Raw genomic sequence first — 16,333 nt, forward strand, 5'->3', positions numbered from 1 at the left:
CATCCTAAAAATAGCTCGAAGGCATTTGCGACGAGGGTTGACTGAGGTTTTAAATGCAACCTCTTATTCCGTCAACGAAGCATGTAAATATCTATTAGATCTAAATAGAATATAGATAGAGCAGTGTTTCGCGGCCGGTTCAACCGCAAGCAGTCTGATGAGGGTCTACCCATGAGCAATGCCGCTTTCGCAGTACAACCCGCTGTTCACGCGCTTGAAATCCATCCGGTGGCCGGTCGCATCGGTGCCGAAATCCGTGGCGTACAGCTTTCAGGCGAGCTGGATGCCGCCACTGTTGAAGCCATTCAACAGGCACTGCTGCAATACAAAGTGATCTTCTTCCGCGAGCAGACCCAGCTCGACGACCAACGCCAGGAGGCGTTCGCCCATCTGCTCGGCGAACCGGTGGCGCACCCGACCGTACCGGTGCGCGAAGGCACGCGCTTTCTGCTGGAGCTGGACGGTGCCGAGGGCCAGCGTGCCAGCTCCTGGCACACCGACGTGACCTTCGTCGAAGCCTACCCAAAAGCCTCGATCCTGCGCTCGGTGGTGGCCCCGGCTTTCGGCGGCGACACCCTGTGGGCCAACACCGCCACTGCCTATGACGGGTTGTCGGTGGAGCTGCGTGAGCTGGCCGACAAGCTGGTCGCCGTGCACAGCAACGAATACGACTACGCCGGCACCAGGCCTGACGTCTCGGCCGAGAAGCTGGAGCGCTATCGCAAGATTTTCACTTCGACCGTGTACGAGACCGAACACCCGGTGGTTCGCGTGCACCCGATCAGCGGTGAGAAGAGCCTGTTGCTGGGGCATTTCGTCAAACGCATCAAGGGTTATTCCCAGGCCGATTCGGCGCACCTGTTCGGTCTGTTGCAGAGCCATGTGATCCGCCAGGAAAACATCGTGCGCTGGCGCTGGAAGGCCGGTGATGTGGCGATCTGGGACAACCGCTCCACCCAGCATTACGCAGTGGATGACTACGGGACCCAGGATCGCATCGTGCGCCGGGTGACGCTCAAGGGGGAAGTGCCGGTGGGGGTGAACGGGCAGGTCAGCCAGACCGTGAAAGGGCCGGATATCGACGGCGTCTGAACTGACGCTATCGCGAGCAAGCTCGCTCCCACAGGGGATCTTCGGAGTTCACAGGATCAGTGTGGGAGCGAGCTTGCTCGCGATGGCGGCCTGGCAAGCAACACAGCATTTACTTTGATCGGGAACCCCGCCTTATGAGTCCGTTGCACCTCGCTTCAACCTCTTCACCCCAACGGCTCAAACGCCTGCCACTGGCCTTGTTGCTGGCAGGCAGCGCCGGTTGGACCCAAGGCTATGCAGCCGACAGCGCCACCCCGGAATCCATTCCGGCCAAGGCCGCCACGGCCGACAGCGCGCAATTGGAAACCGTGACGGTCACCACTCGCCGCCGCGAAGAAAGTTCTCAGGATGTGCCGACGCCGATGAGCGTGGTCAGCGGCCAGACTCTGGAAACCCAGCGGGTCTATCGCATCCAGGATCTGCAGCAACTGGTGCCGAGCGTCAACGTCGCCTACATGCATGCGCGCCAATCCAGCGTGTCGATCCGTGGCCTGGGCAACAACCCGGCCAGCGATGGCCTGGAAGGCAGTGTCGGCCTGTACATCGACAACGTTTACCTCGGCCGCCCCGGCATGGCTGTATTCGACCTGATGGACATCGAGCAGCTCGAAGTGCTGCGTGGCCCGCAAGGCACCTTGTTCGGCAAGAACACCACCGCCGGCGTGATCAACATCAGCACCCGCGCGCCGACCTTTACCCCTGAACGCAGCATCGAATCTTCGGTGGGCGAGGATGGCTACTTCCAGACCAAGGGCACGATTTCCGGCCCGCTGAATGACGAACTGGCGGGACGTTTTTCCGCGTATCGCACCCGCAGCGACGGTGACATCAAGAATGAATTCGACGGCCACGATTTGAACGGTGGCTCCCGCGAAGGCTTCCGTGGGCAGTTGCTGTTCAAGCCTAACGAGTCGTTCAACTTGCGCTGGATCGGCGACTACAACGAGGAAGACTCCAGCGCCGGCACACGTGTGTTGTACAACACCGGCCCAACCATCAATGGCACCAACCTGTATCAGACCCGGGCCAACGCAGCGGGCGCGACACTGGTCGACGGCACGCACCGCAAGGTCAACCTGAACAACGAACAGCACGTCACCGTGCATCAGGGCGGTACTTCGGTCGAGGCCAACTGGACGCTGCCAAGCGACTTCACCTTGACCTCTATCAGCTCCTATCGCTGGTGGAATTTCACCCCGCGCAACGATGATGGTCTGAATGTATCCGCCTTCCACAACGCTGGCGTTTCGGTGGAGGATAAGCAGTACTCTCAGGAGTTTCGCCTGGCGTCGCCTACCGGTGGATTCTTCGATTACGTGCTCGGCGCCTACTACTTCGGTTCCGACCTGGACAACAAATCCTTCACCTTCTACGGACCGCAAGCGGACATCTGGAGCGGTACACCTAACGGTGCGCTGAACAACATCGACAGCGTCGGCAACGGTCATATCGAAACCAACAGCTTTGCGCTGTTCGCCCAAGGCACCTGGCACCTGACCGAACGCCTGGATTTCACCGCCGGGCTACGTGGCACCTATGAAGAGAAAAACGCCAATGTCACGCGCGAGGCACCGGTCGGTGGCGTTGCGGTAACCGGTGCGGCCGCCGCAGCACGGCGCGGTCGTGCCGGCGCTTTCGATTCCGGCGATCTGAATCAGTACAGCTCCAGCCCTTCGGGTCTGTTGAGCCTCAGCTACCGCATCACCGACGACCTGCTCACATACGCCACCTTGTCCCATGGAGAAAAGTCCGGCGGGGTCAATCTGGCGGTAGGCACGGCAGCGGTTGCCGGCGCCGACTCGCTGCTGATCGGCACCGAGCGCGCCAATAACGCCGAGCTCGGTTTCAAGAGCACCCTGTGGGACCGTCGCCTGCAACTCAATGCCAACCTGTTCTGGACCCAGGTCAACGGCTATCAGACCAACGCCTACGACGCCGTCAATCGCGTGCAATACCTGACGAACGCCGGCTCCGTGCGCTCCCGTGGCGTGGAGTTCGAAAGCACCCTGATCCCGCTGCGTGGCCTGACGCTGAACATCAACGGCTCGTACAACGACGTCAGCTACCTCTCCTACAAGGACGCGCCTTGCCCACCGGAAGTCAGCCTGGCGCCGGGCGCTCCAGCGTCCTGCGACCTCAGCGGTCATCAAGTGGTCGGTGCTTCGAAATGGATCGGCAACGCCAATGGCGAATACAAATGGAACCTGAGCAACGGCTTCGAAGAGTACGTCACCGCCAGTTATGCGTTCCGCTCCAAAGCGGTGGGCACGGTGGAAGATTCCGACTTCGGGCAGATCCCGAGTTATGCGGTGGTCAACTTGTCCACTGGCCTTCGCGGCGACTTCAACCAGGGGCAGTGGGACGTTTCGCTGTGGCTGAAAAACGCCTTCGACAAAACCTACTACACGACGCTGTGGACGGCCGCCAATGGCGGTTATGAAGGCCTGCTCGGCACACCGCGGACGCTGGGCGTGACCGGTCGATACGACTTCTGACGGCAAAAAACCATGCCTTGAATGAATACTTTCAATGCGGGCAAGGCATCGGTTTTTTTCCACTACGCCGGAGCCCTTGAGCGGCGGGCTCTGGCGGTGGGTTGATGGTTTTATATATTCGCTAAAGATCTAAACATAAATTTAAACATTACTTTCAGAACTAAGCGTTCAAGCCAATGATTGCTCTACCAGAACGTCGTCGGGGGATGTTCAGCACGACGTTCCGGTAATCCGCAAAGAGACCGCAGGGAGTTAAACAATGGGCAATGTCCAGACCGCCGCCGGTGCACATGAAGTGCTGTGGCGCCAGGCACCCGGTGGTGAGCTGGTCGACCTCGGCCGACCGCACCGGGTGCCCTTGGGCCAGTTGCGTTTGCAGCGCGCGCCACAAGGCGTCCTTCGCCGACGGGAAACGATCGTGCTGGGCTTGCTGGCGTTGCTGGTGCATGGCGCGGTGATCTATTGGGTCAATCAGCAACCGACCACCGTGCTGCCCATCGTGCCACCGCAGATTCCGCCGATGACCATCGAGTTCTCGCGTCCGACGCCACCGGTGGTCGAGCCGCCGCCACCGCAACCTGTCCAGCCAGTGGTTGAGCCGCCTGCGCCCGTGGAAGACGAACTGGCTGTGAAGCCGCCGCCACCGAAGCCGGTTCCCAAGCCCAAACCGGTTGCCAAGCCGATACCGAAACCGGCGCCCAAGGCCGTTGAGCAACCACCCGCGCCGCCGAAACCGGCAGCGCCCGTAGCGGCTCCTGCGCCACCTGCTCCCCCGGCCCTAGCTCCCGTGACACCTGCTTCAGCGAACGCGGGCTACTTGAAAAACCCGGCACCGGAATATCCCTCGCTGGCCCAGCGTCGTGGCTGGGAAGGCACGGTGCTGTTGCGCGTACATGTGCTGGCCAGCGGCAAGCCCGGCGAAGTCCAGATCCAGAAAAGCAGCGGCCGCGATGCACTGGACGAAGCCGCTCTGAACGCAGTGAAGCGCTGGAGTTTCGTACCGGCCAAGCAGGGTGATGTCGCCCAGGACGGTTGGGTCAGCGTGCCCATCGATTTCAAGATTCATTAAACCGAAACCAAATTCGCGCGAAACGTTTACACGAGGAATACATCATGACGTTACTGGCATCTCCACTTGAATCCATCGAAAGCGCGGTGATCTGGCTGCTGGTGGTTTTTTCCGTCGCGACCTGGGGTCTGGCATTGCTCAAGGGCGTGCAGTTCGGTCGCCTCAAGGCACAGGATCGAAAGTTTCATCAACAGTTCTGGGCCGCTTCGAGTCTCGACTCGGCGGCCGAGCTGAGCGAAACCCGGCCCGGAGCGGCAGCCCGGGTTGCACAGGCCGGTTATGCGGCCATCCAGGTGGGCGAGGCGCCGCAGGCGGCGGACTTGAGCCAGGCGATCAATCATCAGGATCGTCTGGAGCGTGCCTTGCGACAGCAGATCGTGCGCGAGCGCCGGTCGCTGGAAACCGGGTTGGCGGTACTCGCGAGCATTGGCAGCACCTCGCCGTTCATTGGTTTGTTCGGCACGGTGTGGGGAATCATGGAAGCGTTGAAAGGCATCAGCGCGGCGGGCTCGGCAAGCCTTGAAACGGTCGCCGGGCCGATTGGCGCGGCACTGGTCGCCACCGGCGTAGGGATCGCCGCCGCGGTGCCGGCGGTGCTGGTTTACAACTATTTTTTGCGTCGTTTGAAACTGACGGCGGCGGACCTGGATGACTTCGCCCACGACTTCTACAGCCTGGCGCAGAAGAGTTCGTTCCGTGTGCTGATCCACCCGACGGCGCACAAAGTGGCGGCCCAGGGCAGCGTGCAGAAAGTGAAGGAGGCGTCCTGATATGGCCTTCTCCACGCAAGACACCGATGAGGTGCTCAGTGAGATCAACGTGACGCCGCTGGTGGATGTGATGCTGGTGTTGCTGGTGGTGTTCATCGTCACCGCACCGCTGCTGACCAACGCCATTCCGATCAACCTGCCCAAGACCGAAGCGGTGGCGCCGGTGGAGCAGAAAGACCCGTTGGTGGTGAGCATCGACGGTGCCGGCAAACTGTTTATCAACAAGGACGAGATACAGCCGGACTTGCTGGAGTTCAACCTCAAGTCGGCGAAGGCCAAGGACCCCGAGGTGCGCGTGCAGTTGCAGGCGGACGATGGGGTGAATTACGGCGAAGTGGCACGGGCCATGGCGTCGATTGAACGGGCAGGGATTACCAAGCTGTCGGTGATTACTGCGCGTTAACGGATTTTCGTTTTCCGGGGCCGTCTCCTTGGCAGGGTGCGGCCCTTTTTTTATGCCTCGATTTTCGCAACGCCGCGGTACCCCTGTGGGAGCGAGCTTGCTCGCGATGGCGGTGGATCAAACGACATCGATGTTGAATGTCCGGACCCTATCGCGAGCAAGCTCGCTCCCACAGGGTAAGTTTTTTATATTCGATATAGGTCTTAATAAATAGCTTCTTATTCCTTAACGAATATAAATCCTCTCCCTATACTCGACCTGGAACAGACACGCAGCAGGAGAGCTCCCCCATGCGCAACGAATCAATTCGCTACCTGATTGTGCCGGGCTGGCAAGGATCGCCAGAAGATCATTGGCAAAGCCACTGGCAGAACAGCCTGCCGAATAGCGCACGGGTGGAACAGGCCGACTGGTTGACGCCGCGCCGTGAAGACTGGGTCGCGGCGCTGGCCGAGGCGATTGCCGCCGACAGCACGCCGGTGATTCTCATTGCCCACAGCCTGGGTTGCATCACCGTCGCCCATTGGGCCGCGAGTGCCCCCGTGCAGTTTTTGCGTCAAGTGCGCGGCGCCTTGCTCGTCGCACCGGCAGATGTCGAACGCCCGGCTTGCGCGCCGGCGTTGCGCAACTTCGCACCGATACCGACGGATCTGCTGCCGTTCCCCAGCCAGGTTGTCAGCTCCGACAACGACAGCGCCGTCAGTGCACCGCGGGCCCTGGAGCTGGCGCGTAACTGGGGCGCCGAGGCGGGGATTCTGTCGGGGGCCGGGCACATCAACGTGAAGTCCGGTCACCAGCGTTGGGAGCAAGGTTTTGCCTACCTCTATCGACTGCAAAACCGCATGGAACACCACGCCCTGCGCCGCGCTTGAACACTTTCTTTATTTAACGCCCCCGTCTCCCGGCGGTTTTGGGCGGGAGTCTGCCATGAGCTTTGAAACCTTCGGCCAGCCGCTGCTGACCTTTCCCGATGCGGAAAAAAGTCCCCTGAGCATCCGCGCCAAGGCGCTGGTGTTTGTCGATCCGCGTTCACGACAATTACGTGAAGACCTTGAGCAACTGGCCACGCGTTCAGTGTCAGTGCTTATCCGTGGCGAAACCGGCACCGGCAAAGAGTTGCTGGCCCGCCATATCCACCGCGCCAGTGATCGCGGCGGGTTATTCGTGTCGGTTAACTGCGGCGCCATCAGCCCGACCTACGCCGACGCCGAATTGTTCGGCTATGCGGCGGGCAGCTACAGCGGCTCGGCGAGCAGCCGCGCCGGGTGGTTCGGTTCGGCCAATGGCGGCACGCTGTACCTGGACGAAATCGGCGACCTGCCGCTGCCGATCCAGACCAAATTGCTCGCTGCCCTGGAGAACCACGAAGTCACCCGCGTCGGAGCCCTTCAGCCGAGCCCGGTGGATGTGCGTTTGGTGGCGGCCACCAGCATCGATCTGGCCCAGGCGGTTGCCGCCGGAAAATTCCATGAACGCCTTTATCACTACCTCAGCGAAGGCCAACTCGAGTTGCCGGCACTGCGCGAACGCACAGGTGACATCCTGCCGCTGGCCGAATACTTCCTCGGTATCTACAGCCAGCGTCTCGACTTGCCAGTGCCGTTGATCAGCGAAGCGGCGCAGCTTGTGCTGGAACGCCACAGTTGGCCGGGCAATACCCGGGAACTGGAAAACGTCATCCACTTTGCGCTGTTGGTGAGTACCGGCGACGAGATCTTGCCGGAGCATTTGAATTTGCCGGTTGTCCGTCCATCTGCGGTTCTTGTACGAGGATGGATAGATCTACTTATTCAACAAGGGGATGTCGCTGAAGCCCGGGCGCTGAAAGAGTATTTCACAAGCATCAATATATAAGCACGTTTGTTGGCGTTATAACGAAACCGGGCAATTGATGGTTGCCTGGTTTTTTTATGGGCGCTGATTCTTGCTGTTATATTTTGTACTATTTGCAGTGTAGCTGTAACAATTTTCTGTTTTGTGGGTTGATAGGTTTTGACATATCTTCTTATTTCTCCCTGGATACATTAATATCCGTCATTGTTAAATATCATATGAAAAAGGATTTTTCTGTGAAGTTTGTTGGAAATAATGCTGCGATAGCTCCAAGTGTCGACGATGAGTTGAAAGATATCAATCTCCTTGTCGACGGTTATATGCCTGCTAACCCGGAGATGGCGCCCCAGTCTTTTCAAGAGGCTGATTCTCCTGAGTGGATAGACCTCAAACGACTTCAGGTTTTCTCGACTTCGGGCGGAAACATAATTTACGCCAACGGATACCAGCAGTTGAGATTGATGGTAGTTGTACAAGCTGTCGACGAAGGGCAAAAGGTAGTTGGAATTTCCGAAAGCGAACTCGACAGCATTCAACTGCTGGATGCCTATTCCGGAAAAGCCCTGCCGATAGACACCATTCGAGACGGCGAGGAACCGGTGTGGAAGTGCATGCTGGAGCGACGCTTGTCGTACGCGCCGTTTCCTCACACGGGTGAACTGCATGGCCCGGTTGTGCGGGGGAAAGGCATCTTTCTCAAGGAGTTCTACGTCAGCAGCAACTCACCCGACCCCGTCAAGCTGATTGCGGCCATTACCCGTTCGGACGGTAAGGTGTTCTATTCGGAAGAAACCTCGGAATTCGGTGAAATAAGCCTGAGGACCGTGCCACCGCCGATCTATCGAAAAGAACAGTTCAGGGTCAAACACCTGTCCGCCAACTGGAAACCGACAGAGAACGTTGCCAAGGTTGATCGATATGTCCTGGACCTGTTAGTGGACCAGCACCATATAAAATTCGTCGATTGCTCGATTACCGGCGTGTTGCGGGCACGCAGTGAACATCCTGACTATCTCGGGTACTACGCCGTTGGCTATTTTAATGGGCTCAAGTCTAATGACGGCGCGGAGGCATTGTGGGAAACAGCCGATCAAATTGCGACCTACCATGATGAGCAAGGCAAAATAACTTTTTTGATGCACTTTGCCAGAAAGGGCGGAGAGTCCACAGTTCGATATGATCAATTGTCGGTGAAGATGTTTGTTCGGGATATGTATGGGAACGGGCATGAAGTCGACGTCGCAATGAACACCCAAAGCCCTTCGATGATCGAAGTTGTTTAATTTTACTGTATCTGCAGCGTCAAGGAATGATGATGAGTACAGCTATGCCAGAAGTGGAATCCAGCGCGTTCAATTTTTCTGAATTTATACAGTCTGGAGTGGACGTCCGTACCGGCTCTTATAGTACCAGCATTAATCTCGCGGGGTGGGTGGCCAACAATATCAACGGTCCGCTGATACCCTTCAGTATTTCATTCGATAGTTTCCGCACAACGGATTTCGGTTGGGGACGCGGTTGGTCATTGGGCTTGAGCTCCTACAATCGAAAGACCCGTAAGCTGACCCTTGCTAGCGGAGTTTCTTATCGTGTCTACATCAGCAGAGGGCAGCTCATCGTCCGGGATAAAAAGCTTCAAGACACTCGGGTCACGCTCGACGGCGACAACCTGGTTGTCAGCCATAAAAACGGTCTGATCGAGAGGTTGGTCAGGCCGGATGAAACTTATGATGAATGGTTGCCCGAACATGTCTTCTCCAACGAAGGGCGCTCGATCAATCTGAAATACATGTTGGTGCGGGGCCGTCGCGTCCTGCACGAAATTCACGATCAGCAACAACGCGTCGTGGCCCTGAGTCATGAAACGAAAGATCAACCCGCCAGCATTACCGTATGGCCTGATCATCCGCCAAGACGCTTGAAATTTGTTTTGCGGGTTCGTGATGGTTGGCTTCGGCAGATAACCCTTGATCACGGTTCTGCCGAGCACCTTGCATGGTCATTCAATTACCAGTTACTCGATGGTTTTCTGGTCATCACGGACGTCCGCGCGCCGGGCGGCAGTGTCGAGCGTATCGAGTACGCTCCTCAGAAGCATCGGTTGCCGCTCGGGGCGCCGATCAATGCCTTGCCGGCGGTGCGGCGCAGTGTTCTGGTGCCGGGTACAGGGTTGCCGACGATCACCCGTGTCTATGAATACTCCGACAAAAATTTCCTCGGCTATCAATCGGGACTTCGTTGGGTGCAGGACGGGGACCATCTGCACGGGCACAAAGGACCTTACACCTACTCCTGCACCGAACGCCTGGTTGCAGGGGAGGGTGTTAGTGCGGTTGAACTGAGTCGCATCGAAAGAACCTACAACCGCTTTCACCTGATGATCTCGGAAAAATCCATTTCCAACGGCAAGGTTCAGCAAAAAACGGTTGTTTATCACGATGTTGACGGTCTGGACTTCTCCGGTCAGCCCGCCCATTTCCAACTGCAGAAAACAGCTGTCGTCAGTTATGTCGATATTTCCGCGAGCGCCACGCGCCGAACCGAAACCACCCATACGACCTATGATGAATTCGGCAATCTGCTAACCCAGATCAATCCGAGCGGAGCCCGGGAGGACTACGTCTATTATCCGGCCGAAGGTGCCGAGGGTTGCCCCCCCAATTCACTGGGCTTCATCACGGCATTGAAGGAGCGATCGGTCACGCCTTCACCTGATTTTGCCCCGGCGCCGACAGTCATTGTCCGTTTTTCCTACATCGACTTGCCCTCCTTGCGCGAAGGCGGTCATCGGTTTTTGTTGCCTCAAAGCGAAAGGTTGTTTGAAGGCGGGAACAACAAGCCATGCGTGGATACTCGATTCGAGTACATCGATGATGCCAGCGATGCATTTTACGGACGCCTCAAGAGTCGCTCGCAAACCGGGCACAACGGTCACCGCCGTCTCGAATTCAAATATTCAATTGATGGAGATTGGGTAAAAACCCTTCAACGATTGTTCGTGGGTAGTGAAAGGCATGATCGCAATGTCTGGCATGACCGATTTATCGGACAGGAAGTCAAGCTTCGGGATGGGGGCGGCAATGAGTTGTTGAAGAAGTACGACAATCTGAACCGTGTCGTTCGCGAGACAGCGGCATTCGATGGAACGGATATCGCGTCACGCATCACTGAATTCTACGGCGAAAGCCAGTCAGAGGACGGCGCAACCATCGGCATCACCAACATACGGGGAGTGCTGAGCAAGATTTGGCTCGACGGGGTCGGGCGCACGACCAAGGTCAAGGTTCAGGATTTCGATTCAGCCGACAGACCATTACGTCTGACCTATGAGGCCCACTACGACAATTTTGGGCGACTGGTGAGCGAAGTCAGCCAGGACTGGTCCGAGGGCAAGGCCACCGAGTCAACCACGACCTACAGCCACGACGGCTGGGGGCGCGTATGCAGAACGGTAGGTCCTGACGGTGTCCCGGTAAACGATGTGTTTGACCCGGTTTCATTGACTCGAACTTGCTGGCTCGACGGCGCTGGAAAAACCCGTTCTGTATTGAACGTGTTCGGTAAGCCGGACCGGGAAGAACGCATCGACTCCGAAGGTGCGGTCACTATCACCGCGACTTTTACCTACGACGGACTTGGGCGTTGCCTGACGCAAACCAACGAGGCGGGATTCGAAACGAGCTTCCGTTATGACCTTTACGGGCGTCTGATCGAGACGATTCTGCCGGATGGCACTTCGATAAAAAAAAAGTATGACCCCCTGAGCACGGGTGATCATCCAATCGAAATCAGTGCCGATGACTACGTATTGGGCACCCGGACTTACGACGGTTTGTTGCGTGTCACTCGTACGACCGTCGGCGGCAGAACCGAAACCAGGACCTATGAGGGTGGTGGCGCTCAAGCTTTGCAGCAAGTGACGGCGGCGGGCGATGTTTTCAGGTTCGCCCTTGATCCCATGCTCAACGGGGCAGTGACCGCGCGGATGGGCGGCCACGCGGAATCAGCCAGGCATCGATTTGATCCATTGACCGGGCAACTCGTCGAAACTTCCAGCCCTGCCATTCAGCGCCGGTTTGAGTACTCCAGGTCGGGCAAAGAAAAGTCCCGGGAGTGGATCTCCAGCGAAGGCCGCTTCGGCACTGCCACTACCCGTTCATTGAATGGGCTGCCCATCAGCTTTATCGATGTCAACGATGTAGAAACTGCTTACATCCATGACGCTGCGGCGCGGCCCGCGGAAATACGGCAGGGACCGGTTCTGGCGAAGTACGCCTACGGTGCCCGGGGCCAGTTGCTGACATTGAGTGTCGAGGACACCGCCTCGAAACGTTCGCTGACGACCACCTTGGTTCACGATGAGTTCGGTCGTGAGATTCAGCGTATTTCGCAGTTCGGCGACGGATCTCGCCTGGAGGTCATTCAAGCGTTTGGGGCCGATGACAAACTTCAGCAACGATCGCTGGTGTCCGGTGCACAGTCACGTACAGAAACCTTCGCCTACGACAGCCGCGGGCGTCTGACGCGCTATGACTGTGAAGGCACGCAGGCACCGATCGATGCCTGGGGAAAACGCATTGATTTTCAGGCGTTCACCTACGACTACCTCGACAACCTGTTGACGGTGCGTACGGGGTTCGATGGGGAGGAGAACCTGTGCAGGTTTTCCTACGATCGTCCTGACAAAACCCAGTTGAGTTCAATGACTCACAGTCACGCGCACTATCAGCCCGGGCAAGTGAGCTTCGAATACGATGCCAACGGTAATCTGCTCAATGATAACCAGGGGCGCACGTTCAGGTATGACACGCTGAGTCGGCTCGAAAGTGTCGCCAGCGCTGGCGGTCGCACGCACTATCAATTCGACGGCGAAGATCAATTGCATGCGGTGGCTGCCGAATCCGCAGAGTTGATCAGGCTTTTCCATAGCGAACATGCGCTGTGCAGCGAAGTGGCGGGTAACCATCGACGCAGTCTGTTGTCAGGCGACGGCAAGTACTTGGCCGAGCAGCAAGGTGACGATGTTGTCTTGTTTGTCACGGATGGTCAGGGCACCGCCCTTGCTCGCCTTGGATCTCAAGACGAATCTGTTTTGTCCTGCCTTCCTTATGGTGATCGCCCCGCATCGAGCGGACTTGGCGCCCTGCTGGGGTTTCAGGGTGAGCGACTGGACCCTTCAACCGGGTGTTACCTGCTCGGCAGGGGGTATCGGGCCTACAACCCCCGATTGATGCGATTTCACAGCCCCGACAGTTGGAGCCCCTTTGAGGGTGGCGGCCTCAATGCCTATGCCTATTGTCTGGGGGATCCGGTCAATCTCAAGGATCCCACCGGGCATATCCCGACCCTGGGATGGGTGAAAATCGGAGTGACTGCCGCCCTGGCCGCCGCCGCGATTGCCCTCACCGTCGTGACCATGGGTGCAACCGCACCACTCGTGCCGATCTCGGCCAACGCCTTGGCCTTTTTAACCCTGGAGGTCATTTCCGCGACAGTTTCAATTGCCTCCGCGGTTGTCGATGAACTGGCCCCGGATAGCCTTGGCGCCCAGATATTGACCTACTCGTCGCTGGCGCTGGGAGTGGTGTCGTTGGGGGCCACCGCGGTTGCAAAAATTGGCAGTAAAGGCATTGGCTTTGCGTTGACGAAAAGTGTCGGCTCCCTGGCAGACGTGGTGGCTGCACAGCGAGGGGCAGCGCGGGTGGCGGTGGGGCGGCGTCTACACGGCGCTGTTTCCACGGCAAATGAGGCATTGAGAAGCACGGTCAAATTACAAAGCCGGCTAAACAACGTGTTGACGGCAAAAACGGTCACCAGTGGGGTGGGTATCGCTGCCAAATCAGCATTCGTGGTCGCGAATTCGGAAAAGTACGCTGCCAAAGCCGACGCATTGCTTCAAGACTACTGGCCATCACTGACTGAGGGTTTCAGTGCCCAGAAATTTCGAAGCGATGCGCTGGACGCTCTGGAGTCATTCACCCATGAGATTGGCGAGCAGATCATCAAGCTGCGCGGTGTTTGAACAACGATGAGCAGAGATCTAGATTATTTCAAAATGGAATATCAACTTGAATAAAAGTTATTGTTCGGGAATAAAAAATCCCGGTATTGTCCGCTTCACGCCAGCGATAGCACTTCACTGGCACTCTCATGTTCAAGCCGTCGCCACAAGCGACTGTGATTTTCGATAAGGACACTGCATGAAAAAGGTTCTGTTGTTCACCGCACTGGCGGCTGCCCTGACCGCGGGCCTGGCCCAGGCTGGCGAGAAACTGGTGGTTGCCGCGACCCCGGTTCCACACGCCGAGATTCTCGAGCTGATCAAGCCAACCCTCGCCAAAGAAGGCGTGGACCTGGAAATCAAAGTCTTCACCGACTACGTTCAGCCGAACGTGCAGGTCGATCAGAAGCGTCTGGACGCCAACTACTTCCAGACCCTGCCGTACCTGAAGAGCTTCAACGAAGGCAAAGGCACTCACCTGGAAACCGTGATCGGTGTTCACGTTGAACCCTTCGGCGGCTACTCGAAGAAAGTCAAAACCCTGGCTGAGCTGAAAGACGGCGCGACCATCGCCATCCCGAACGAAGGCAGCAACAGCGGCCGTGCCCTGATCCTGCTGCAGAAGGCTGGCCTGATCGAGTTGAAAGACCCGAAAAACGCCCTGGCCACGCCGAAAGACATCGCCAAGAACCCGCACAACTTCAAGTTCAAGGAGCTTGAGTCCGCGATGTTGCCGCGTGTGCTGGATCAGGTCGACCTGGACATGATCAACACCAACTACGCGCTGGAAGCGGGTCTGAACCCGGCTAAAGACGCCCTGGTGATCGAAGGTGCCGATTCGCCTTATGTGAACTTCCTGGTGGCCCGTCCGGACAACAAGGACAGCGTTGCCATCCAGAAACTGGCCAAGGCCCTGACCAGCCCGGAAGTGAAAGCCTTCATCGAGAAGAAGTACAGCGGCGCGGTACTGCCTGCGTTCTGATTCGCGAAGCAAACCCCTTCAAGGTTTCAAACGCCGACGGCTGATTTAGCGTCGGCGTTTTTTTATGGGTGCTCGATTTAACTGTGGCGAGGGGGCTTGTCGGGCCGCCGCATCGCCCCGTTCGAATGCGCAGCATTTGCCCAGGGGAGCGCGGGAGATCTGTTCGGGGCCGCTTCGCAGCCCAACGGGGGCAAGCCCCCTCGCCACAGGGAGCCAGTTGACTCTGGATTGCTCAGGCCGGCGTGGCCTTCAAGGCCCTGCGCAACGCCATCAAGAGTTTCAGAATGTCCTGCGGATCCAGCCGTTGCGGCGTTTGTACGTCTGCCATGTTCTCGTCCTTGTGAGATTTTGGCCGGGAGTCTGGCCAAAAGTGGTTCGTCCTTGGAGAGGCGCTTCGAAAAAAAGATCCTTCCTACGGCGCAAGGGAAAATAGACGTCTTCCATCTCCCGTCAAATTACGCGCCGTTCACTCCGGCCAATACCACGCCGGCTCATCCAGCATCCGCTGCCCGACAATCCCGGTCTGTCCGAGATTCTTCTCCAGCACGATGCAATTGCACTCCGGGTCCTCCTGCAGCGCCGAAATCAAACGTCGGGCGTGGGACACCACCCACACCTGACACTGCTCGGACGCGCGGATGATCAAGCGCGCCAGCGCCGGCAGCAGATCCGGGTGCAGGCTGGTTTCCGGTTCGTTCAGCACCATCAGCGTCGGCGGCCGTGGCGTCAGCAGCGCCGCGACCAGCAGCAGGTAACGCAACGTTCCGTCCGACAATTCGGCAGCCGACAGCGGCCGCAACAAGCCTTCCTGAAAGAACTCGATGGCGAAGCGCCCACCCGGCAGAGGTTCGATGTTCAGTCGTGCACCGGGGAAGGCGTCGCTGATCGCCGCCCGCAAGGCCTCGGGATCGCCAATTTCGATGATCGTCTGCAAGGCCGCCGCCAGATCGCGTCCGTCGTGGTGCAGCACCGGCGTGCGGGTGCCCAGTTGCGGTTGCCGCGCCGGGGCGTCGGCATCGCTGCGAAAGTGATCGTAAAAGCGCCAGCGGCGGATGAACTCGCGCATCTCCAGCACTTCCGGCGAACTGCGCAGGCTGCCGACCTGATCGAACAGGCTGTCGAAAGTCGGCGTGTGCTGCGCCAATACATCCCACTTTCGATCGGCGCGGGCACGGATCATCGGGCCGTCACGATCGACCAGCAGACTGGCCGGGCGATAGAACGCTCCGGCCCACAGGCATTCGCGTTTGATCTGCGGGTCGAGGCTGAAATAAGACGGTATCGGCGTGCTGCGTCCGGGCAGCATGAAATGGCCATTGGAATCGGGCAGGCCGAGGCTGATCGAGTAGCCGAAATCCTCTCCCGCAAACCCCAGGCGCAGGCGTTTGACGCCCTGGCGCACGGTGGGCTCGATGGCGACTTCGCCAGTGCGCATGCGCCGGGAGATGGTTTCCGGACCGGCCCAGAAGGTCGAATCCAGGCCACCTTCACGGGCCAGGGCATTGACCACCCCGCCGTGGGCGGTTTCCGCCAGCAGGCGCAGCGCGCGGTACAGGTTGGACTTGCCGCTGCCGTTGGGGCCGGTGATCAGATTCAACCGTCCCAGCGGGATCACCAGTTTGTTGATCGAGCGGTAATTGGCCACCGCGAGGGTCTTGAGCATTTGGGTTCCTGAGGGGGGATCGACC

The 16,333-nt window shown here is 58.3% G+C and carries 11 protein-coding genes; 10 read left to right on the forward strand and 1 reads right to left on the reverse strand.

All coding sequences use genetic code 11. The annotated features are described in order from the left end of the window. The first annotated feature begins 171 nt into the window (after positions 1-171). The 10 genes from AC1RP7_RS06470 to AC1RP7_RS06515 all read left to right on the forward strand — a co-directional run bounded on the left by AC1RP7_RS06470 (position 172) and on the right by AC1RP7_RS06515 (position 14,645). A complete protein-coding gene (locus tag AC1RP7_RS06470; RefSeq protein WP_057712502.1) occupies positions 172-1,092 on the forward strand; it encodes a TauD/TfdA dioxygenase family protein in 921 nt (306 codons plus the stop codon). A 134-nt stretch (positions 1,093-1,226) separates the two neighbouring features. Then, positions 1,227-3,587, forward strand: coding sequence for a TonB-dependent receptor (locus AC1RP7_RS06475; RefSeq protein ID WP_493181483.1), 2,361 nt, complete (start codon positions 1,227-1,229; stop codon positions 3,585-3,587). A gap of 259 nt (positions 3,588-3,846) precedes the next feature. After that, positions 3,847-4,656 carry an energy transducer TonB gene (locus AC1RP7_RS06480; RefSeq protein WP_493181484.1) on the forward strand — a complete coding sequence of 270 codons (810 nt, stop codon included), beginning with the start codon at positions 3,847-3,849 and terminating at the stop codon, positions 4,654-4,656. 44 nt (positions 4,657-4,700) lie between these two features. Beyond that, positions 4,701-5,426 (forward strand): MotA/TolQ/ExbB proton channel family protein, encoded by a 726-nt coding sequence (locus tag AC1RP7_RS06485; protein WP_493181485.1) that lies wholly within the window; start codon positions 4,701-4,703, stop codon positions 5,424-5,426. A gap of 1 nt (position 5,427) precedes the next feature. Continuing rightward, positions 5,428-5,829 carry an ExbD/TolR family protein gene (locus tag AC1RP7_RS06490; protein WP_007972930.1) on the forward strand — a complete coding sequence of 134 codons (402 nt, stop codon included), beginning with the start codon at positions 5,428-5,430 and terminating at the stop codon, positions 5,827-5,829. A gap of 290 nt (positions 5,830-6,119) precedes the next feature. After that, a complete protein-coding gene (locus AC1RP7_RS06495) occupies positions 6,120-6,701 on the forward strand; it encodes an alpha/beta hydrolase (protein WP_090452457.1) in 582 nt (193 codons plus the stop codon). Between the two features lie 55 nt (positions 6,702-6,756). Continuing rightward, positions 6,757-7,683, forward strand: coding sequence for a sigma 54-interacting transcriptional regulator (locus AC1RP7_RS06500; protein WP_493181486.1), 927 nt, complete (start codon positions 6,757-6,759; stop codon positions 7,681-7,683). Between the two features lie 215 nt (positions 7,684-7,898). Further along, entirely contained in the window at positions 7,899-8,945 is a 1,047-nt protein-coding gene (locus AC1RP7_RS06505) for a hypothetical protein (protein ID WP_493181487.1), read from the forward strand. 44 nt (positions 8,946-8,989) lie between these two features. After that, entirely contained in the window at positions 8,990-13,684 is a 4,695-nt protein-coding gene (locus tag AC1RP7_RS06510; protein WP_493181488.1) for an RHS repeat domain-containing protein, read from the forward strand. A 178-nt stretch (positions 13,685-13,862) separates the two neighbouring features. After that, positions 13,863-14,645, forward strand: coding sequence for a MetQ/NlpA family ABC transporter substrate-binding protein (locus AC1RP7_RS06515; RefSeq protein WP_007972924.1), 783 nt, complete (start codon positions 13,863-13,865; stop codon positions 14,643-14,645). Between the two features lie 466 nt (positions 14,646-15,111). On the opposite strand, the gene AC1RP7_RS06520 is transcribed toward AC1RP7_RS06515, so the two are convergent. After that, positions 15,112-16,308: an AAA family ATPase gene (locus tag AC1RP7_RS06520; protein ID WP_057712493.1), complete on the reverse strand. Its 1,197-nt coding sequence runs from the start codon at positions 16,306-16,308 to the stop codon at positions 15,112-15,114. Positions 16,309-16,333 lie beyond the last annotated feature (25 nt).

Source organism: Pseudomonas sp. GW822-FHT01E03 (genome assembly GCF_058802985.1).